This is a genomic window from Sodalis sp. RH19 (genome assembly GCF_047324215.1).
Taxonomy (GTDB): domain Bacteria; phylum Pseudomonadota; class Gammaproteobacteria; order Enterobacterales; family Enterobacteriaceae; genus Acerihabitans.
The window spans coordinates 5,379,045-5,400,194 of the sequence record NZ_CP178734.1 but is presented as its reverse complement, the minus strand read 5'-3'; the positions used below and the strand labels follow the sequence as shown (position 1 = coordinate 5,400,194).

Genomic DNA, 21,150 nt, shown 5'->3' with positions numbered 1-21,150 from the left:
TCGCGCGCCGGCGGAATGGCTGTTTAGCGCGGTCATTCCGGCCATGGAACGATATTGCGGTATTGCCGGGCTATATACCGCCTAAATAGGCCTTGCGTACCTCTTGGTTGCCCAGGAGTTCGGCCCCGCTGCCGCTAAGCCGGATCTGGCCGTTGACCATGACATAGCCCCGGTCCGATAACTTCAGCGCGTGGTGAGCATTTTGCTCCACCAGAAAGATGGTCATGCCGGTGCGGGCCAGCTCGCGGAGAATCTGGAAAATGTGCTTGACGATGATCGGCGCCAATCCAAGACTCGGCTCGTCAAGCAGCAGCAGCTTAGGCCGGCTCATCAGCGCACGCGCAATGGCCAGCATCTGCTGCTCGCCGCCGGAAAGCGTCATGGCGCGCTGGTTGCGGCGCTCACGCAGGCGCGGAAAAAGGTCGAACATCCGGAGCAAATCTTCGGCCTGATGGCGATTGCCGATGGGAATAGTGCCCATCAGCAGGTTTTCCTCCACCGTCATATCCGGGAATACCCGCCGCCCTTCCGGCGACTGGGCAATGCCGTTGGCGGCGATGAAATGAGTCGACTTGCGACTGATATCCTCTCCGCGCAATAGGATCTGCCCCGCGCTGATGCGCGGCTGGCCGAAGATGGACATCAGCAGCGTGGATTTGCCCGCGCCGTTGGCGCCGATCAGCGCCACCGTTTCCCCTTCATGCACCTGGATGGAAACCTGCCGCAGGGCCTGGATCGGACCGTAAAATACGTCTACATCGCGAAATTCCAGTAGAATGTCGGTCATAAGGCCAATTCCTCCTCGTCGGTGCCGAGGTAGGCGGCAATCACGCTGTCGTTATTCTGGATGGCTTGCGGCGTACCGGTGGCGATGACATCGCCATGATCGAGCACGATAATATGATCCGAGATGTCCATCACCATGCCCATATCATGCTCGATCAGCAACACCGTGATGCCATGGCGGTCGCGCAGCAGGCGGATAATTTTACTTAAGGTACGGGTTTCCACCGGATTAAGTCCCGCCGCAGGCTCGTCCAGGCAAATCACTTCCGGGTTGGTGCACATGGCGCGGGCGATCTCCAGCCGCCGCTGCTGGCCGTAGGACATTTCACCCGCCAGTCGGTTGGCGCAATCAACCAGTTCCACCACTTCCAGCCAGTAAAACGCACGATCCAGGGCGCGGTTTTCGGCGCGTTTATAGGCCGGCGTATTGCATATCCCGGCAATCAGGTTGCGGTTGGCCTGCATATGCTGCGCCACCAGCAGGTTCTCCACCACCGACATCTCGCGGAACAGGCGGATATTCTGGAACGTGCGCGCCAGCCCGGCGCGATTGACCAGATGGGTGCCGCCGAACATTTTATAAAAAACGCGCCGGCCCAGCCGGGCCGGATGGATAAAATCGGCGGCGCGAAATTTTTGCCCGAGGATCTGGATAATATTGGTGGGCCGCCCGCGGGTGTTGAGCATAATATTGCCGCCTGTGGCCTGGTAAAAGCCGGTCAGGCAGTTAAATACCGTGGTTTTACCGGCGCCGTTGGGGCCGATAAGCGCCGTTATGGAACCCCTGCGCACCTCGAGATTGACGTCGTTCAGGGCCTTAATGCCGCCGAAATGCATCATCAGGTGCTCGACGCTCAGGATAGTGTCGCTCATGGCGCCACCCCCTTACGGGCGGCGAAACCGGCGCGGCTGATACGGATAAGGCCGCGCGGCCGCCAGATCATCATCACCACCATCAGGATGCCGAACAGCAGCACCCGGTATTCGGCAAAACTGCGCAGCAGTTCGGGGGCCACGGTTAGCACAAAAGCGGCAATCACCACGCCGATGGTCGAACCCATGCCGCCCAGCACCACAATGGCCAGGATCAGCGCCGATTCAAAAAAGGTAAACGACGTGGGATTGACGAAACCCTGGTAAGTGGCGAAAAACACCCCGGCAATGCCGGCGGTGGATGCGCCGAGCGTAAAGGCCGACAGTTTAACCAGTACGTGGTTCAGTCCCATGGCGCGGCAGGCGATTTCATCCTCGCGCAGCGCCTCCCAGGCGCGGCCGATAGGCATGCGCGTCAGGCGGTGCTTGATATACAACACCAGCAGCACCACCAGGATCAGCACGCCGTAGATGAAAATAAACTTCAGGTTGGGATTATAGGGAATATTGAGGAACTCATGAATGGGTACCCCGCCCTCCCTGGCGCGGCGACCGGATTCCAGGCCGAAAAAGGTCGGCGACGGCACCGAGACGCCATTGGGGCCGCCGGTAAAAGCCAGCCAATTGTTTAAAATCAGCCGGATGATCTCGCCAAAACCCAGGGTCACTATCGCCAGGTAATCGCCATGCATGCGCAACACCGGGAAACCCAATAACGCGCCGGCTACGGCCGCCATGATTGCCGCCAGCGGTAGCATGGACCAAAATCCCAGGCCGAGATATTCATACCCCAGCGCCAGTCCGTAGGCGCCGATAGCATAAAACGCCACGTACCCCAGATCGAGCAGTCCGGCCAGGCCGACCACGATATTCAGCCCCAGTCCCAGCAGCACATAAATCAGGCCGAGAATTGCCACGGTCAGCAGGTATTTGGTCGCGACGAAGGGAAACAGCGCCGCGAGTACCAGGATCAACGGGATAATCCAGCGCAGGCGGCTTTTGTAGTCGGCTGGACGGACGTAGACGCCGCCGCTGTCGCCGTTAAAACGCAGTTGGAAACGTTGTCCCGGCCCGGTTTGCAGAAACAGGCTAAGGGCAAAACGCCCCGCCATCACCGCCAGGATAATCCAGGCCAGGCGCGGAGCGTGGAAATTGAAGCTGTAGCCGTCCAGCACCACGCCCACCACCGGGCCAAAAACAATCAGGGCAATAAAACCGGCCAGGACGGCATCAAGCAGGCATTGCCGGATATCCAGCCCTGCGGGCGGAGGCGATCCCGGGGAACGCGGCGCGGAGGTTGGCTTGTCCGGTGATTGAGCCACTGGAGGAGGCGTCCCGGCGGATTGCGGCGCTGTGGGTTGCGACATTATCTCTCCCTTTATACCTTAGCCACCAGTGGCCGGCCCAGCAGACCCTGCGGGCGAAAAATAAGAATGACCACCAGTAAGGAAAATGAAAATACATCTTTGTAATCGGAATTGACCATGCCCGAAAACTGCGCCTCGGCGACGCCCAGGATCAGGCCGCCCAGCATGGCTCCAGGCAGCGAGCCGATACCGCCCAGCACCGCGGCGGTGAATGCCTTAATGCCGATGATAAAACCGGCATAAAAATCAAAGGTGCCGTAGTTCATGGTAATCAATACCCCCGCCAGCCCCGCCATGGCGGCACCGATAACAAATACCCAGGAAATAACCCGGTCGGTATTGATGCCGAGGATCGAGGCCATCTTGCGATCCTGCTGGGTGGCGCGGCACATGCGCCCCAGCCTGGTGTGGCCGATAATATAGGTTAGCGCCAGCATCCCCAGCAGCGACGCCACCAGGATAAAGATCTTGGTATAAGTGAGCTGGACAAAGCTGTCGCCGATGTGGAACCTGAGCACCCCGTCCAGCATGGTGGGAATACCCTGTTGACGTGGCCCCTGGCTGATTTGCGCATAGTTTTGCAGGATAAGCGACATGCCGATGGCGGAGATCAGGGGCGCCAGCCGGGTAGAGTTGCGCAGGGGCCGGTAGGCAATGCGCTCGATAACCCAGCCGTAGACGCCCGTAACCGCGATGGTAAACACCAGGGTGCCGAGGATGAGCAGTGGAAACGAATGCAGGCCGAAAAACGACAGCAGCGCCAGCGCGATGGCGCACAGATAGGCGGAAATCATATAGACTTCGCCGTGGGCGAAGTTGATCATGCCGATAATACCGTACACCATGGTATAGCCGATGGCGATCAAACCGTAGACGGCGCCCAGTGTCAGGCCGTTAAACATTTGCTGCAGGAAGGAAGAATCCATAGTTACACCGTCTCGTCTTGCTTACAGATCGCCCGGCGGCCAGAAAAGCGACCACCGCACGGCGCGCGGGGTATTTTCCCCCGGTGAAACATGGCGTCGGGGCCGGCCCGTCAGCGGCGACGCCCACGGACAACCCCGGCGCCTGGCCCAGGGTCCGCCTGGCGCATTACCTTTAGCCCATGGTGGCTTTAGGGGATTTCGTGATATTTACCCTGGTCGTCCCATTGATAAACCACGTAATCGGATACCTTCAGATCGCCTTTGCTGTCCCAGGCCTTTTTGCCCATCACCGTATCTACGCTGTTGGCTTTCAGCCACGCGCTGGCCTTAGCGGAATCGCTGCCGCCGACGGCGTTAAACGCCGCGGCAATAGCCTGTACCGACGCATAGGAATAGAGAGTGTACCCTTCAGGCTCAAACTTGCCGGCGCGGAACTTCTCAATCACCGCCTTGCCGTCGGGAATAACGCGGGGATCTTTGCCGAAGGTCATTAAAACACCGTTGGTATACTGCGGGCCGCCGGCGGCGGTGACCAGTTCACTGGTGACCACGCAGTCGCCGGAAAAGAATTTAGCGGTGACGCCCTGCTCACGCATCTGGCGCACCAGGGGACCCGCCTCGGGATGGCAGCCGCCGAAATAGACCACGTCCGGATCCAGCGCGCGGATTTTCGTCACCAACGCGTTGAAATCTTTTTCACCGCGCGACAAGCCTTCATACATCACCTCCTTCACGCCGCGTTTGTTCAGCTCCGCCTTGGTGGCATCCGCCAGGCCCTGGCCGTAGGTGTCCTTATCGTGGATGATGGCCACTTTTTTCGCCTTCAGCTTATCGATAATGTAGTTGCTGGCAATCAGTCCCTGCTGGTCGTCCCGCCCGCACATACGGAACATGGCGGTCTGGCCACGCTCGGTAATCTGTGGATTGGTGGAGCCGGGAGTGATGGCGATAATACCCGCCTCGTCATAGACTTCCGACGCCGGCATGGTGGATGAGGAGCAGAAGTGGCCAATCACCGCCTTCACGTGTTCCTGATCCACCAGCCGGTTGGCCACCGCCACCGCCTGTTTGGGTTCACAGGCGTCATCTCCTTGCACCAGCTTAATTTTTTCCCCCTTGATGCCGCCCGCGGCGTTAATATCCTCGGCCGCCTGGGAAGCGCCGCGCCAGTATTGATCGCCATAGGTGGCATTGGGTCCGGAAAACGGCCCGGCAACGCCGATAACCACATCGGCATGGGCGGAGAAAGCCGCGCCCAGGCAACCGATAAGCAGGGCGGAAAGCGGGGTTCTTATCAATTTCATTGACATCATCTGGTTCCTTTATACAGTTTCAGCAAAACGCCCGAGGCGTGGACCATAAATCCTGAAGCTTAAACGTACAACCCATGAAGACGACGGGTATTTACCCCAACAAAATAAGCAATTATCCGGCCATAATGGCAAATTTCCGGCACATTAGAGGCACAGACCGTTTCGCTCCGGGGAGCTATCATCAGGGCGGGCGCCGCGCCGCCCCCTTTCAGTGCGCTTGTGCCGCCGGAAAACGGCGCCGGCGCCGCGGTTGCACCATTTCGGTGATACCGTCTATTAAAGACTATCTTTTAACGTTAAAGTCTAATTTTAATAACAAATAGGACATGTATCACATTAATTATCGGCGCGCCGCGGCACATGCCGCCTGGCGATTTAGCGTTAAAAAATAGTTGGTAAACACCAACGTATTTCTGAACCTTGAGATAATAAAAAGCGGCGCCTCAACACTTTCGCTGACTAATATTTACTGATAAGAAAAAATTAACCGCCCGCGCCGGTTTTATTGCCATAAAAATCATCAGCAATAAAGAACGGGCCTGAAAATAAAGGACCGGAATACCAAAATAAGGGCGGATACACCGCCCCCGGCCGGCGAAACCGCGGCATTGCCGGCCCGGGGCGTTATTATCAGGCGGTGGCCCGCAGCGCCATATCCACATATATCGCCCGCAGCGCCCGGGTTACCGGACCGGGAACGCCGTCCCCCACCGTCCTGCCGTCAATGCCGATAACCGGCCAGATAAAGGTGGTGGCGGAGCTGATAAACGCCTCCCGCGCGGCATAAGCCTCCTCAACGCTGAATGCCCGTTCCTCAAACGGGATAGCATGGGTTTCGGCCAGCATCAGTAGCGAACGGCGGGTTATGCCGTGCAAAATATCGTTGCTGAGCGGCCGGGTCACCAGGGTGCCGGCGGGCGTGACAATCCACGCGTTACAGGCGCTGCCTTCGGTTATCAGCCCGTTCTCCACCAGGAAGGCATCGTCCGCGCCCTGGGCATGGGCATACTCCTTGGCCAGGCAAGGCGCCAGCAGTCCCACCGTTTTGATGTCGCGGCGGTGCCAGCGGATATCCTCCAGCGTCACCACCCGGATGCCGTTGATAGCCTTGGCATTATTGATAACCGGCCGCGCCTGGGTAAACAACGTAAGCGTAGGCGGAGTGCCGGCCGGCGGAAAATCAAATTCCCGATCGCCGGTAGTGCCGCGACTCAGTTGCAGATAGACCGCGCCTTCCCGCAGTTGATTGCGGGCGATCAGCTCCCGCTGTATCGCGTCCAGTTCAGCGGGCGTAACGGGCAGGGAGAGTTTAAGCTCCCGGCAGGAGCGCACCAGACGGGCGATATGGCCCTCGTTTTCCAACAGCTTACCGTTTAATACCGCGGTGACTTCATAGACCGCGTCGGAGAACAGGAAGCCCCGGTCGAAGATGGAGATCCTGGCGTCCTGCTCCGGCACATAGTCGCCGTTAAGATAGACAATTCTGCTCATGGATTCTTCCGCCGTGGTTAAAGTTGCTCAATAATGCGCGCGACGCCCTGGCGGAACGGATCCACCACCGGCAAACCGTAGCATGTTTCCAACTCCGCCATATAGGCCAACGCGTCCGCCTCCGGCAGCAGGGCGCTGTTAACGGAGATGCCGACAAATCGCGCCTGCGGGTTGGTCAGCCGCGCCGCCCGCAGGTTCAGCGCCATACAATCGGCCAGGTCGGGCAGCGGATAATCGACGCCGCGCATAGTGGTACGCGTCGGCTCATGACACAAGACCAGCGCATCAGGCTGCGCGCCGTGGATAAGCCCGAGGGTGACCCCGGCAAACGACGGATGGAACAGCGACCCCTGCCCTTCGATGATATCCCAATGATCCGGCTCGTTGTCCGGCGCCAGGGTTTCCACCGCGCCGGCGATAAAGTCCGCCACCACCGCGTCGATACTGATTCCCGCGCCGCTGACCAGGATGCCGGTCTGGCCGGTGGCGCGAAACGTGGCTTTTCTGCCCTGTTCCAGCATGGCCTTCTCAATGGCCAACGCGGTATACATTTTACCGCAGGAACAGTCGGTGCCCACCGGCAGCAACCGTTTACCCGCGCGCTTGCGCCCGTTGCCCACCGGCAAAGCGGCGCGGGTGTGGCGCACATCGAACAGCGAGCGGCCAAGCCTTTGCGCCGTGGCTTGCAGTACCGGAACGTCCGACAGGCGATTATGCAGCCCGGCGGCCAGGTCCATGCCGTTTTCCAGCGCGTCGCGCAGCACCTCGACCCAATGCCCGGCAATCACCCCGCCGCGATTGGCCACGCCTATCACCAGCGTTTTGGCGCCCATGGCCCGGGCGGCGGCAATGTCCAGATCGGGCAGGCCGCAATCCACCTGGCAACCGTCCATGCGCAATTGGCCGACGCAGTATTCCGGATGCCAGTGGCGGATGCCGGTGGCGACTTTCGCCGCCAGCCGATCGTGCGCGTCCGCCAGGAACAGCAGATAAGGTTTTTGAATTTCCATCAGCAACGCCTCATTAAACAGTTAGGGTAAAGGGTGCGCCCCACCGATGCTGCGGACCCGTTGCTCCACGGACAGAGGCGGCCAGGGGGTTGGCGCGATACCACTACCTAGCACAGGTTATGCCAAATAGACTCCAATCCTAAATAGCGTTATAGATCAATTAAATAAAATCATCTTCCGCCATCGCGACCGATAAAGCCGTGGTCGCCGTGCTTTTTTGCACCAAATTCAGGCGTTAACGCTGCTTTATTGCCTCACCATGGTGATATTTAATAAAATATTAACAATTAGCCAGGTTAAAACCCGGCATATTGGTAAAATAATGGCATAAACCACGGCGCAAAAACGGCGTTGCCACGATAAAATCCGCTGCAAACCGAATCCGCCGCTGTTTGTGCGGTAAAACCGTTATCCGGCGCTGAAAAACAACAGAGTATCTTGCCGGCGGGCAGACACGGCGGGGCGTTTTGCCGGCTGGGGGCGAAAAAAAACCTAAACCGCTTGTTTGCCACCGCTGATACAGCGAGAGAAACAAGGAGTTTAGGTTTTACCTGGACGGCGGCGGTGCCGCCGACAACAGTGATTGATAATGCCGCCGGCGCGTTATTTTAACAAGTGCCGCCCGGAGGCAGATGTTAATAATGTGACGCCGTTCAGATTTTAATCAATCACCCGGCGTTCGGCGTCCCCGCCTGCGCCGCGCGATTAAATCCCAGCACGCGGTAAATTACGGCAACCAGGACTAAAAAGGCCGAACCTACCACCAGCGACAGCCGGGTGTCCGGGCTAAAGGCCATACCCGCCAGCACGCAGACTAAAAAGGCCATGGTCAGGTAGTTGGACCAGGGAAACCATACCGAGCGGAACGGATGCGACGCCATGGCATCCCGGTGTGTCCGGCGAAAGCGCAGCTGGCTTATCAGCACCACAAACCAGGGCACCATGCCAGGCAGAACGCTGGCGCTGTAGACATAAACGAATACCCGCTGCGGATTGGGAATAATATAATTCAGGCACGAGCCCAACAGCAGCACCACGATGGACAGCATCACCCCCACCGCCGGGATGCCGTTGCGCGAGACCCGCCCTACCGCCGCCGGCAGCTGGCGGTTTTGCGCCAGGGCGAAGAGCATGCGGCCGCAGCTGTACATGCCGCTATTGCAGCCGGACAGCGCCGCGGTGAGGATAACAAAATTGATAATGCCCGCCGCCGCGGTAATGCCGATTTTGGCGAAGGTCAGCACAAACGGGCTACCGCCGCCGTCGATTTGATTCCAAGGGTAAATCGTTACGATAACAAATATTGCCCCGACGTAAAAAATCAGAATGCGCCAGAGGATCTTGCTCACCGCGCGCCGCAGGGTCACCTGGGGATTACGGGCCTCGCCGGCGGTGATGCCGACCAGCTCCACGCCCTGATAAGACGCCACCACAATACAAAGCGCAAACAGCAGGCCCTTCCAGCCGCCGGCGAAAAAACCACCGTGGGCGGTAAGATTGCCAAGCCCCACCGCATGGCCGTGGTTGCCGATGCCGAAAAAGATAATACCCAGTCCCACCGCGATCATCACCACGATAGTGGTGATTTTGATCATGGCGAACCAAAACTCGATTTCGCCATACAGCCTGACCGCGGCCAGGTTAGCGAGCGCCACCAGGGCGACGGCGGCCAATGCCGGCAGCCATTGCGGCAGGTCGGGAAACCAGTACTGGACATACACGCCGATGGCGGTGATTTCCGACACCCCCACCGCCATCCACATAAACCAATAGCTCCAGGCGGTAAGGTAGCCGAAAAACGGACTCATATAGCGATGGGCATAGACCGCGAAGGAGCCGGCGATGGGTTCCAGATAAAGCATCTCCCCCATCGAGCGCATAATAAAAAAGACAAATAACCCGGCGATAATATAGGCCAGCAGCACCGACGGCCCGGCCCATTGCAGCGTGCTGGCCGCGCCCATAAATAAACCGACGCCGATGGTGCCGCCCAGGGCAATCAGTTCGATGTGCCGGGCTTTGAGGCCGCGCTGCAACTCCTGCTTTGGTTCCACTATCATCCCTCTGAATCCGTTGGCTCATTTCCGCGCGCGGATTTAACAATGAATATTATCGAGGGCAAGGAGATTACCGCATTTTGCGTGATATAACATGCTCCTCATCGTTTTCGCGCAGCGCTTTTTGCAGCCCGGCGGCATCGAAACGTTCGCAATACATCGGCCTGCCCCGCTGGAAACGCCACCCCTCGGCCAGAGACCCGGCATCCACGACATCAAAGCCGAATTGATCGATAAGCGCGGCGGCCTGCTGCTTTGCCTGCGCGTCGTCGCCGCTGATGGGCAGCGCGCGCCGTCCCGGCGCGCCCGCGGGCATACCGTCGCGTTCCAGATCGTTAACCCGGATGGAATTGAACGCCTTGACGATGTTCGCCCCGACAAGATGACGGGCCAGCAGCTCGCTGGTGGTGATGGATTGATTCTCCAGCTCAGGCATCTGCCCGTCGCGTTCGGGATAATAATTATTGGCGTCCAGCACCACTTTACCGACCAGGGGCGCAACCGGTACTTGCAGGTAATTTCTCAGGGGAATGGCGACTACCACCAGTTCGCCGAAGGCGGCGGCCTGTGCCGCGGTGCCGGTCAAACAGCCTATTGACGCCACCAGGCTCATCAGGGTTTGCGGGCCGCGTGAATTGCTGACCATCACCTCATGCCCTTGCTTCATCGCCAGTTGGGCGATGGCGCGGCCGATAAAACCCGCGCCGATAATGCCTATTTTCATAAGTCAGAACTCCAGTTGGAAGAAAAAAAATACCGAGGACCGACTTTACATTACCAACCGTTTTGCGATAAACAGGCATATCAGAACATATCCCGCAACCTACAGTTGTGAATTATCCGGCAGGAGCGCCGTAATGGACCGACTGACCAGCATGGCGGTATTTGTTAAGGTCGCCGACCGGGGGTCTTTTGCCGCCGCCGCCGAGGCGCTGAATATTTCAGCGCAAATGGTGGGCAAGCATGTGGTATTTCTGGAGGATCGGCTGGGGGCGCGCCTGCTAAACCGCACCACCCGCCGGCAGAGCCTGACCGAAATCGGCGTGGTGTTTTACCAGCGCTGCAAGATAGTGCTGTCCGAAGCGCAGGCGGCCGAGTCCGTAGCCCTTGAACTCAGCGCCGCGCCGCGCGGCCAGCTGCGCGTCAACGCGCCAGTGACGTTTGGCGCCTACGCCCTGACGCCGATGATTAACCGTTATCTGCTGGCGTTTCCGGCGGTGAAGGTGGATTTAACCTTGACCGACCGCTTTGTGGATGTGGTGGATGAGGGTTTTGAGGCGGTCATTCGCCTGGGCGCGCTGAAAGACTCAAGTCTTGCCGCCCGGGAACTCGCGCCCTACAGGATGATTGCCTGCGCATCGCCGGGATATCTGGCCCGTTGCGGGTTTCCGCGCCAATTAAGCGATCTTGAACGCCATGAATGCCTGGGCTATAGCTTCTGGTCGCGTCCGCCGCTCAGTGAATGGCGCTTTACCCGCGGCGGCGAGGAACAACGGGTGCGGGTGCTAAGCCGGCTACAGATTAACGACAGCTCGGCGCTGTTAACCTCCGCGCTTCACGACGGCGGGATTCTCCTCGGCCCGGAAGTGATACTGCGGCCCTATCTGGCATCCGGCCAGTTGGTGCGGGTATTGCCGGACTATGAAGCGCCGTCCCGGCCGCTGCATATCCTGTTCGCCGCCCAACGGCAGCTGACGCCGAAATTGCGCAGTTTTATCGACTGCGTGGTGGCGGAATTCGGGGCGCGCTAAGGTCAAACCGGCGGCAGGATCTCGAATACCGCCTCTTTAGGCCGGCATAACCGGGTGCCCAGGGGCGTGACGACGATAGGGCGATTGATCAACACCGGGTATTGCACCATAAAATCGATAAGCTGTTCATCGGTCCAGCGATCTTCCGCCAGGCCCAGTTGCTGGTAAGGATCGTTTTTGGTGCGAATCAACGCGCGGACCGGCAGGCCCATATCCCTGATCAACGTCTGCAACTGCTGATGATTGGGCGGCGTTTTCAGATATTCGATAACCTTGGGCTCAATGCCCCGTTCGCGCAGCAACGCCAGCGTATTGCGGGAGGTACCGCAGGTGGGGTTGTGATAAAGGGTGACGTCACTCATAGCGTGTCTCTTGTCCTTGGGTAATGACCCACTGGTCCGGCAATCCAAACAGTATCGTCAAAACCCGGTGACGGCGCACGCGGTATTTTTGTATTGTCTCCGACCCGACATCTGGCGCAGGAAGCGCCCAAACCACGATAAGCCCGACCAGAGCGTCGGGCTTATCGTTTATGTCATGGCATAGTATTTGAATTAACGCGGCCGGATCTTGGTTTAGTCCGACCGCCTTTACCTGTTTCTATTACATAATTACTCTGTTGTGAACAGGCATAGCCACCTAACTTACAGATTATAATTATGTAGCGACGAAACAAGCATAGAACCTATTATTTCGACGGTTTTCTGCCGCCGCCATGGCTGTTGCGCCCGCCTTTTTCACCGGCTTCGGATGCGCGCTGGGGGTCGTTTTTGAAGTTGCCGCCGCTCGCCTGGCCGCCTTTCTTGCCGGCGCTGGATGCCTTTGCGCGATCTTCCGCGAAATTGCCCGATCCGCCACGATGTTGTTCAGCCATCTTAAACCTCCGGTTGAAATAAAGTGAATTTCAATTATTCTGTATCTTTTCAAAGCGGCATAAAAATAAACTGCGATAATTTAATGCGGTTTACCGCATTTTTACTCCACTTAATTGCTTTCCACCCAATAACAGATAGGCAACTCATATCATGTCATAGGTATATTTAATACTAGACGACATACTCATACTGGCAAGCGTCATTTACAGATTGATACAAACTCCGCCCAAGGAATCAGCGTAAGTAGGTGCATTAATTTCTTAACTATCTATTATTTAAGGTTTTTTATTAAAAACATTATTTAAAGCCACATTATTTAACCCGTTATTGCATATAATTTAAAAATCGTGGGATACCTGCTGGGAACAACCGAAGCCGCAATTCTCTTTTTGCACCTAAAAATAAGAGACTTATAAGGCCTATAAAGATTATTCTCCCTATTGTCTTGTATGCCAGCCGCTTATCATGATGGAATCAGCACCCTATCATTTTTATTTCTGTCTATACTTAATGCGGACACTCATTCTATATTCGCAATCCGTGGTGTCCGACCGGTCCAGCCGCCGGCGGCAAGGTAAACATTAACCGCAACATTTTGCATGTTTGCATGTCGCTGCAAAAAATATTCACGGGAGAAAAACAATGTTCACCAACCAGACCCGATACCCTGGCAAGCCCGATGGACTGCTGATAGCGCAGGCGCCGCAACCCGTGGCGCCGGCCAAGCCGGCTGATCAAAAAAGTAAGGATGACCCGGCCAACGCGCCGGAATCCGGCGACAAACTGCCCGACCAGCAATAATCGACCCGCATTGCCAGCCAGCAGTCATACGCCGGGCGATTATGCATGGCTTTTTCCGGCAATTTTCATACCCGCCGTCACCAGCGCCACGATAATCCCGCCGGCCACCAGTCCCAGCAGCATATCGGTGGCGCTGGTCATCAGGGTGCCAACGAAACCGCCGTGCCCTTCTTGCATGCGGTCAATAAGGCCATGGGTCCAGGGCAAGCCGTGCGCCAGAATGCTGCCGCCCACCAGGAACATGGCGATGGTGCCGATAACCGACAGGGATTTCATCAGCAGCGGCGCGGCATTGACCACCCCGCGCCCCATGGCGCGCAACAGCTTGCGCGAGCCGCCCTGGCCGGGCAATTCGCTCAGGTAAAGTCCCACATCATCCATTTTGACGATGGCCGCCACGATGCCGTAGACGCCCAGGGTCATGGCGATGGCGATCAGCACCATCACCGCCACCTGGTTCATCAAGGGCGCGCTGGCCACGGTGCCCAATGAAATCACGATAATCTCCGCCGAGAGGATAAAATCGGTACGCACCGCGCCTTTAACCTTTTTATTTTCCAGCGCCAGCACATCTTCCGGGGTGACGCCGGATCCTGACGCCGGCGCATCCGTCTGGCGGGTCTCGTCCGGGGCCACCGAAGCGCCCTGCGCCACACCCGCCGGCGCGGCCTGCGCGGCGGTGGCCGGGACGATCGGCGGCGCATCGGCATTGAGCACCGCCATCGGCGCGGACGGGACCGGCTCAGCATGGTTTTTTTTCTGCTGACGGCGATGCCAGCTTTCGATCAGTTTTTCAACGCCTTCGTAGCACAGATAGGAACCGCCCAGCATCAGCAACGGCGTAATGGCCCAGGGAATAAATGCGCTGATAACCAGCGCCAGCGGCACCAGTATCGCCTTGTTGATCAGTGAACCCTTAGCGACTTTCCATACCACCGGCAGCTCACGGTCGGCCCTCACGCCGGATACCTGCTGCGCGTTCAGCGCCAGGTCGTCGCTGAGCACGCTGGCGGTTTTACGCGCCGCCACCTTACTCATCGCCGCCACGTCATCCAGTATCGAGGCTATATCATCAAGCAGCGCCAACAGGCTGGTTCCCGCCATATCGAATTCCTTTAATTGTGCTTTTTATCATTAGTATCGTTATGATTAAAGCAGGCTATTCCCATATTGTTAATAATTCATATCAGTTATTTGGAGAATGTTATGTCTGCAGAGGTTCATATCGTGGCGGTTGTCGAAGGTAAACCGGGCAAGGCGGAAGCTATCAAAGCGGTGATAAAACCCTGTATCGAAGCCACCCGCCGGGAAGAAGGCTGTCTGAAGTACCAGTTGCATCAGGATATTGTCCGGCCCGATCATTTTATTTTTGTCGAGCAGTGGGCAAGTGAGGAAATTGTGCAAAAACACAGCAAATCCGCGCATCTCAAAACCATGGTGGACGGGCTGACCGATCTTATCGTCACGCCGTTGGAAGTGTCGCTATTAAAAAGCATTTACTGAGCCGGCGTCTGCGCGCCGTGTTGCATGTCTGGCGGACGACGGCGACCACGGCCGCACCGATAGCATGGATACCGGCGCTTATGGCATAGCCCCGAACACAACCGGGCCGGGCAATGCCGCTGCGGCCCATGTCTGCGCCCTTCACATGTGTTTACGTAGCCAGTCCAGTTGCTGTCCTGCGACGCGATTAAGATGCTCGCCGGCAAAAACCTGGTAATGACGCGCCTTGGGCTGGATATGGCAGCGTTTATCCGCGCTAATGGCCTGGTATAAAGCCAGGCCGTATTCCAGCGCGATGACTTTATCATTTTCAGCAAACACCATAAACGTCGGCTGAGTCACCCGCGCCGCAGCTTGCGCCGGATGATAAAGAATGGTTTCCCATACCGCCAGATAAGGGACTTTATTCCCCAGGACCGGGAATTCCTTTTTTTTCTTTTCAAAGAACACGCGCGACTCCTCATCGGTCATGACCTTGATAATGGGCACCAACAGTTCACTGCCGCTCTGCTGCTGCTTACTCGCCATCCTTTTCAGGGTATCCATAAAGCGGGCCTTTTCCTCCCCCCCCATATCGCCGGTCACCAATTGCTCGCCGTCGGCGAAAGCCAGTTGGCTGAGGACGCATTTTATTTCCGGGCGGCGGGCGGCCACCTCGATAACGTGACAGCCGCCAAGCGACGTGCCCCACAGGGCGATACGCCGGGCATCTATCCCGGGTTGGGCTTGGCACCAGTCCAATACCGCCATGATGTCTTCAATCTGCCGTTCCGGCACTACCCTGCCGGCGTCGCCTTCACTGTCGCCGAAGCCACGGTAATCAAAGGTAACAACGCAGTAGCCGGCCGCGGTAAAATGCTTAACAAAGCCCGATAATAAGATGTCCTGGATGCAAAAGAATCCGTGGCACATCAATACCGCCGGCAGCGGCGATGTGGTGCTACCGCCTGCACGATGTATCCGTATGGCCAGTTTGTCCCCCGCAAATTCTATAGCGTGTCGCTCAATTTCCATCATATTTTCTCCTTAGGTAACTAATAATTTCGTCGTTTTAATTACAAATTTCGAACGCGCAATGAAAGTGGCGATCATCGCTGTTCACCGACAAATATTTTCATTAAAATATCAAGATAGTTATTTTAATTGATAATAATACAAATGCTAATGATATTAGGAACTCATAAATTGATAATACCGGTAATTATTATCGTTGAGCAAGGTAAATAATTTATTATCAGGCTCGTTTTTTATTATTGAGTGATAAACAGCAGGAAAATATAAAATACTCCAATTGAGCCTTTTTTAAAGACATATTATGTTAACTGCCAGTCAATCTTAACGTTTCTACTAATAGCCAGCCATTGTATAATAACATCTCTATGTTACTCAATCAGTTAAAGAGACAGCAATCAATTGCTTGGCTAATTATTTATTAGATTTATATTTATATACTCATAAAAATGGTTATTTTGACCGATAAAAGCCTGCGTTCCTGTGGGCAGTGATTAAAATCAATAAATAACTATTTTATTTGCATTTATATGAAAAGATTCTTTCACCGGCGGGGAGGATAACATGCATAACATTTTTCTGGGCAACGCGGACGGGAACGCAAGTTGCCGGGAACGCCGCACGGTTCGTCCGCCGCGCGGCGTTTTAATCGTCCCGGTTAACGGCTGGGAAAAGGTAGCCGTATGCCCTTCAGGAAGAGAAACGCCAATAACAGGCCGCCCCATAGCGCCATCGTGATATAACTGCTTATTCCCATGATATTCAGGCCGCTTTCCAGCATCTGCAGCAGGATCAGCGCCAGCACCATACCGACAATCTTGCCGAAACCGCCATCGGGATTAATCCCCCCCAGTACCGCCGCCAGGATACTCGTCAGCAGGTAGGACTCGCCGTAGGCGGCCTTGGCGGAATTCAGCTTGGACATCATCAGCAGCGCCGCGACCACGCACAACAGCGAGGAGATGACATAAACCGCCATCAGCGTGCGCGGCGTATTAATGCCGGCATAATGGGCCGCCCGCTGATTGGAGCCGATAAGATAAATACGGCGGCCCAGCGGCGACCGTTCCAGCACGATCCACATGATAAGCGCCACCAGGGCAAAGAGGTACAAGGGTACCGGGATGCCCAGCCAGTTATGGTTGTTCAGCCACAGCACATAGGCGGGAAAATTGGAGATAGCCGTCCCCTTGGATATCAGGATGGTCACCCCCTTCAGCAGGGTCATCATGCCCAGGGTGGCCAATATGGGAGAGACGCGGATGACGGCGATCAGGACCCCGTTCAGCAGGCCGATGAGACCGGCCATAGCGATACCGGCCAGCAGCATCAGCAGGGCGCTGCCTATCGACGGGGCAAAATGGGTGGCAACCCAGGCCATGACCAGGGCGCAGCAGTTGGTGGTGGCGATAATCGACAGGTTGATGCCGCCGGTCAGCATGGTCACCGCCATGGCGAACGCCAGCACGCCTAATACCGGCAATTGTGATCCGATGGACTGGAAATTCGACGCCGACCAAAATACGCCCGGAATCTGCACGCTGAAGGTCACCACCACCACTACCAGCAGCACCATCAGGTACAGCTCCACATGATCTTTTACTTTGGCGCCGCTCATGACAGGATCTCCGATTTACTGCGCTGACTCCAGGCGGTGGAGCTGATACTGACCACAATGACCAGGCCGGTAATCACCATCTGCCAATAGGAAGACACACCGATTAAATTCAAGCCGTTCTGCAGCATGGCCAGCAGTACCACGCCCAACACCGTTCCCAGCAGCGTGCCGCGCCCGCCGATGATACTGGTTCCACCCAGCACCACCGCCGCCAGCACGGTCAGTTCATATCCCAGCAGCGAGTCCGGCGCCACCGTCATCACGGTATAGGATTGCACCACCCCGGCCACGCCCGACAACAGCCCCATGAAACCATAGACAAACAGCTGTAGCTTGAAAATACCGAAGCCCAGCCGGGAAGCCGCCTCGCGATTACCGCCCATGGCATAGATTTTACGCCCGATACTGCTGCGTTTCATCAACAGGCCGGTGATGATCAATACCGCCAGCAGGGTCATAATGGGCAGGTTCAGGCCATAGTCATAGCCGTCGGCGGCGGTAAAAGTAAATAATGTCAGGCCGCCTTCGAACCAGTCGGGATATTTGTACAGCCACACGCCTTTGGAAAAATAGAGCAGTAAGCCATAAAATATATTCAGCGTAGAAATAGTGACAATAATGGAAGGCACTTTCAACCGGTTGACCAGTACAGCGTTGATCAGGCCCAGCACGGTACCGACGCCGCCGGCGATGAGGAACGCCACCAGGAAATTACCACCGTATCTCAGCAGCGCGGTGACCATGATATATTGCGCGATGATGGTCATCGCGGGAAAAGAAATATCGATGCCGCCCGAGATCAGGACGATAAACAGCCCGCAGGCCAGGATCAGCAGCATGGCGTAATTGTTGATAAGATCGTAAAGATTGCCGAAGGTGAGGAAATCGCTACTGTTCAGGCTGAACACGATCCCCATGATCAGGATGGTCGCGATCAGCAATACTTCATGCCGGTGCAATGCGGCTTTGTTAACCATTGACCACCTCCGCCAGCGCCGCTTCGGTGGTTTGGGACGTAAGGAATTCAGCCACCAGGGTGCCCGCTTTCATCACCAGAATCCGATGGCTGTTAAAATACGCCTCTTCAATTTCATCACAAATCATCAAAACCGCGATGCCCTGGGCGGCCAGCGCGTTAATAATCTGGTAAATCCCCGCCTTATTGGCAATATCGACGCCGACCGTGGGCGAATCCAGGATGAGCAGACGCGGACGGGTTGCCAGCCATTTTGCGATCGCCACCCGCTGGGCATTGCCGCCGGAAAGGGTATTGACCGGCAGCGAGGTATTATCCGACTTGATGGTCAGCCGGCCGATCATCTCATCGACCAGGGCCTGCGCTTTTTGCTTATCGATAAGGTGCCAGCGGTCTTTCACCTGCGCCAGTACCGTTGAGATGATATTGTCCTCAATGGACTGCTCCATGACCAGCCCGGTGCCCAGGCGGTCTTCTGACACATACCCTACGCCTGCGGCAATCGCATCGCGATTGCTGTTGAACGCGACCGGCCGCCCGTCGATTTTAATGCTGCCGCTGTCCGGGCGGTTCAGGCCGAACAGGCTCAGGCAAAGTTCCGTGCGCCCTGCGCCCAACAGCCCGGTGATGGCGACGATTTCACCTTGGCGCACCTGCAGCGAAATATCGTGGTATTGCCCGCGGCGGCTTAACCTCTCCACCTCCAGCACCACCGGCTTGCCGCCCGCATAAGGGGTCAGTACTCGATAATCGAACGCCAGCCCGGTCATCAGGAACGCCAGCTGTTTACTGCCCATTTCGGCGGCGGGGAAGGTGCCGATGTACTCACCGTCCTGCAACACGGTAATGCGGTCGGATACCTCCATAACCTCATCCAGCCTATGGCTCACAAACACCACGCAGATCCCCCGCGCCTTCAGCTGATGCACCAGCCGCAGCAGCCCTTTGACTTCCGTCATGGTAAGTGAGGCGGTAGGCTCGTCCATGATAATCAGCCGGGCATCCTGCGCCAGCGCCCGGCAAATCGCCACCAGTTGCCGCTGCGCTATCGACAGCGTTTCAAGGGGCGCGTCCAGGTTAAGCTGGATGCCGATATCGTCCAGGGTGCGCTGCGCCAGCTGGTAAAGATGGCGTTTATTCACCCAGAGATGGTGATGATAAAGATTGATGGCGATATTTTCCGCCACGCTCAGGTTGGGAAACAAGGACAGATCCTGGTAGATCACCTGGATGCCGCGTTTAACGGATTCCCCCGGCGTCAAATGGGAGAACTCGCGATCGTCGAGGGTGATTTTCGCCCCGGCATCCGGTTGATAAACGCCGGAAATAATCTTAATCAGCGTAGACTTGCCGCAGCCATTCTGCCCGGCCAGGCAATGCACCTCGCCCGGCAGTAACGTCAGTGCAATATCATTGAGCGCCTTCACCCCATAAAATGTTTTGCTGACATGTTCCATCGCAATTAACGGCTTCATTGCAACCTCATAGTAACGCGTCCGGGTGACCGGCCGGGGCAGTCGCCCTTCCCCGGCCAGAGCCTCGCAGGATGTAAACAGCGGCGAACAATTAATACAGGCTGTCGATGTTGTCCTTGGTAACCCGCAGCACCTTATGGAACTTAATCACTTTCTTGTCGGCATCCACTTCCGCTTTGCCCAGGCCTTTTACTTCATAGCCCGGGCCGATATTTTCGCCTTTCAGCAGGCTGGCCGCCACCGCCGTCAGGGCATACCCGGCGGTAGCCGGATCGTAGGTAATGCCTTCGGTGATATCGCCGCTTTTAATCAGCGACGCCGCCTGGGACGGAATCATCATGCCGTAGACATGGACTTTATTTCTGGCGCGTTTCTCCTTAACCGCGCGTCCCGCGCCGATGGGTCCCTGCGATCCAAACGCCACGATGGTATTCAGATCGGGGTGGGCCTTCATCAGATCAAGGGTGGTACGGCGGGAGTCATCGATGCTTTCCGACACCGGCATGCGGCTGGTCACTTCATGCATATCGGGATAATGCTCTTTCTGGTATTTCACAAACAAATCGGCCCAGAGATTATGCTGGGGCACCGTCAGGCTGCCCACATAGATGACATATCCCCCTTTACCGCCGTTGGCCTTGGCGACCTCCTCCACGTTGTCGGCGGCAAACTGCTGGTTGTCGATAATTTCGACATCCCAATTGGCGCTGGGCTGGCCCGGCGATTCATTGGTTAATACCACGATGCCCGCCGCGCGCGCTTTTTTAAATACCGGCTCCAGCACATCGGCATCATTGGGCACGATGGTTATGGCGCTGACTTTTTTGGCAATCAGGTCTTCAATGATTTTCACCTGTTGGGGAGCATCGGTACTGGACGGTCCGACTTGATAGGCATTGACGGAAAGGTCCTTACCGGCCTGGGTGACGCCTTCGCCCATACGGTTAAACCAGGGCATGCCGGCGATTTTGGAGATATTGACGATTTCGGACTGCGCGGCAAAGGCGCTGGACGCGCTCAGCATCAGGCCCAGGCAACCTGCGGTTAACCAGTTGTGCAGGGTATTTATTTTCATTTTATTTATCCTCATGAAGCAATAAAAGGTCGTGGTAGCTAGAGTTAAAATTTACAGAAAAGGCCATGGGAACAGGGTTAAAATTAAAACGCTTTTTCAACGCGTTATATCAAAAAAATAAGGAATTATGCGAAGAAAACGATTGAAATATGGAAGGATACGGAAAAATTATCCATATACATATTGGCTGTATATATGGATAAATAAGGCACTATTTTTGTTTGGGATTAAGCTCACAAAAC

General features: G+C 56.3%; 20 protein-coding genes. 3 read left to right on the top strand and 17 right to left on the bottom strand.

Going from position 1 to position 21,150, the window contains the following annotated elements:
* Nucleotides 1-70: 70 nt before the first annotated feature.
* The 9 genes from ACL2XF_RS24395 to ACL2XF_RS24355 all read right to left on the bottom strand — a co-directional run bounded on the left by ACL2XF_RS24395 (nt 71) and on the right by ACL2XF_RS24355 (nt 10,547).
* A complete protein-coding gene (locus ACL2XF_RS24395) occupies nt 71-787 on the bottom strand; it encodes an ABC transporter ATP-binding protein (protein ID WP_410013478.1) in 717 nt (238 codons plus the stop codon).
* Nucleotides 784-1,659: an ABC transporter ATP-binding protein gene (locus ACL2XF_RS24390; protein ID WP_410013477.1), complete on the bottom strand. Its 876-nt coding sequence runs from the start codon at nt 1,657-1,659 to the stop codon at nt 784-786. The genes ACL2XF_RS24395 and ACL2XF_RS24390 overlap by 4 nt, the downstream gene beginning before the upstream one ends.
* Nucleotides 1,656-3,026 carry a high-affinity branched-chain amino acid ABC transporter permease LivM gene (livM, locus tag ACL2XF_RS24385; protein ID WP_413727652.1) on the bottom strand — a complete coding sequence of 457 codons (1,371 nt, stop codon included), beginning with the start codon at nt 3,024-3,026 and terminating at the stop codon, nt 1,656-1,658. Before livM ends, ACL2XF_RS24390 begins: the two co-directional genes overlap by 4 nt.
* Nucleotides 3,027-3,037: 11 nt before the next feature.
* Complete coding sequence (locus ACL2XF_RS24380) at nt 3,038-3,952, bottom strand: ABC transporter permease subunit (protein ID WP_410013475.1); 915 nt, start codon at nt 3,950-3,952, stop codon at nt 3,038-3,040.
* 188 nt (nt 3,953-4,140) lie between these two features.
* Entirely contained in the window at nt 4,141-5,262 is a 1,122-nt protein-coding gene (locus ACL2XF_RS24375) for a branched-chain amino acid ABC transporter substrate-binding protein (RefSeq protein ID WP_410016730.1), read from the bottom strand.
* A 633-nt stretch (nt 5,263-5,895) separates the two neighbouring features.
* Complete coding sequence (locus tag ACL2XF_RS24370) at nt 5,896-6,756, bottom strand: D-amino-acid transaminase (RefSeq protein ID WP_413727651.1); 861 nt, start codon at nt 6,754-6,756, stop codon at nt 5,896-5,898.
* A gap of 17 nt (nt 6,757-6,773) precedes the next feature.
* Nucleotides 6,774-7,766, bottom strand: a complete 993-nt coding sequence (gene dgcN / locus ACL2XF_RS24365; protein WP_410013473.1) for an N-acetyltransferase DgcN — start codon at nt 7,764-7,766, stop codon at nt 6,774-6,776.
* Between the two features lie 668 nt (nt 7,767-8,434).
* Complete coding sequence (gene thrP / locus ACL2XF_RS24360) at nt 8,435-9,823, bottom strand: bifunctional threonine/serine APC transporter ThrP (RefSeq protein ID WP_413728856.1); 1,389 nt, start codon at nt 9,821-9,823, stop codon at nt 8,435-8,437.
* Nucleotides 9,824-9,893: 70 nt separating this feature from the next.
* Entirely contained in the window at nt 9,894-10,547 is a 654-nt protein-coding gene (locus tag ACL2XF_RS24355) for an NADPH-dependent F420 reductase (protein WP_410013472.1), read from the bottom strand.
* A gap of 133 nt (nt 10,548-10,680) precedes the next feature.
* Between ACL2XF_RS24355 and ACL2XF_RS24350 the strand changes: the two genes are divergently transcribed.
* Nucleotides 10,681-11,574 carry a LysR family transcriptional regulator gene (locus ACL2XF_RS24350; protein ID WP_413727650.1) on the top strand — a complete coding sequence of 298 codons (894 nt, stop codon included), beginning with the start codon at nt 10,681-10,683 and terminating at the stop codon, nt 11,572-11,574.
* A 2-nt stretch (nt 11,575-11,576) separates the two neighbouring features.
* On the opposite strand, the gene arsC is transcribed toward ACL2XF_RS24350, so the two are convergent.
* Nucleotides 11,577-11,936: an arsenate reductase (glutaredoxin) gene (arsC, locus tag ACL2XF_RS24345; RefSeq protein ID WP_410013470.1), complete on the bottom strand. Its 360-nt coding sequence runs from the start codon at nt 11,934-11,936 to the stop codon at nt 11,577-11,579.
* Nucleotides 11,937-12,262: 326 nt separating this feature from the next.
* Complete coding sequence (locus ACL2XF_RS24340; RefSeq protein WP_410013469.1) at nt 12,263-12,448, bottom strand: general stress protein; 186 nt, start codon at nt 12,446-12,448, stop codon at nt 12,263-12,265.
* A gap of 643 nt (nt 12,449-13,091) precedes the next feature.
* Here ACL2XF_RS24340 and ACL2XF_RS24335 point away from each other — a divergent pair.
* Nucleotides 13,092-13,250 (top strand): hypothetical protein, encoded by a 159-nt coding sequence (locus ACL2XF_RS24335; RefSeq protein ID WP_413727649.1) that lies wholly within the window; start codon nt 13,092-13,094, stop codon nt 13,248-13,250.
* 39 nt (nt 13,251-13,289) lie between these two features.
* On the opposite strand, the gene ACL2XF_RS24330 is transcribed toward ACL2XF_RS24335, so the two are convergent.
* Complete coding sequence (locus tag ACL2XF_RS24330; RefSeq protein WP_413727648.1) at nt 13,290-14,354, bottom strand: DUF808 domain-containing protein; 1,065 nt, start codon at nt 14,352-14,354, stop codon at nt 13,290-13,292.
* Nucleotides 14,355-14,456: 102 nt separating this feature from the next.
* Here ACL2XF_RS24330 and ACL2XF_RS24325 point away from each other — a divergent pair, with 102 nt between their 5' ends.
* Nucleotides 14,457-14,753 carry a putative quinol monooxygenase gene (locus tag ACL2XF_RS24325; RefSeq protein ID WP_410013466.1) on the top strand — a complete coding sequence of 99 codons (297 nt, stop codon included), beginning with the start codon at nt 14,457-14,459 and terminating at the stop codon, nt 14,751-14,753.
* A 141-nt stretch (nt 14,754-14,894) separates the two neighbouring features.
* Here ACL2XF_RS24325 and ACL2XF_RS24320 read toward each other — a convergent pair whose 3' ends face one another.
* The 5 genes from ACL2XF_RS24320 to ACL2XF_RS24300 all read right to left on the bottom strand — a co-directional run bounded on the left by ACL2XF_RS24320 (nt 14,895) and on the right by ACL2XF_RS24300 (nt 20,857).
* The gene (locus tag ACL2XF_RS24320; protein ID WP_413727647.1) at nt 14,895-15,770 is read right to left on the bottom strand and encodes an alpha/beta hydrolase; all 876 of its coding nucleotides are present in this window, start codon (nt 15,768-15,770) and stop codon (nt 14,895-14,897) included.
* Nucleotides 15,771-16,422: 652 nt separating this feature from the next.
* On the bottom strand, nt 16,423-17,382 hold the full coding sequence (locus tag ACL2XF_RS24315) for an ABC transporter permease (protein ID WP_410013464.1): 960 nt from the start codon (nt 17,380-17,382) through the stop codon (nt 16,423-16,425).
* A complete protein-coding gene (locus ACL2XF_RS24310; RefSeq protein ID WP_410013463.1) occupies nt 17,379-18,359 on the bottom strand; it encodes an ABC transporter permease in 981 nt (326 codons plus the stop codon). The genes ACL2XF_RS24315 and ACL2XF_RS24310 overlap by 4 nt, the downstream gene beginning before the upstream one ends.
* Complete coding sequence (locus tag ACL2XF_RS24305; RefSeq protein WP_410013462.1) at nt 18,352-19,833, bottom strand: sugar ABC transporter ATP-binding protein; 1,482 nt, start codon at nt 19,831-19,833, stop codon at nt 18,352-18,354. Before ACL2XF_RS24305 ends, ACL2XF_RS24310 begins: the two co-directional genes overlap by 8 nt.
* A 91-nt stretch (nt 19,834-19,924) precedes the next feature.
* On the bottom strand, nt 19,925-20,857 hold the full coding sequence (locus tag ACL2XF_RS24300; RefSeq protein ID WP_413728855.1) for an autoinducer 2 ABC transporter substrate-binding protein: 933 nt from the start codon (nt 20,855-20,857) through the stop codon (nt 19,925-19,927).
* Nucleotides 20,858-21,150 lie beyond the last annotated feature (293 nt).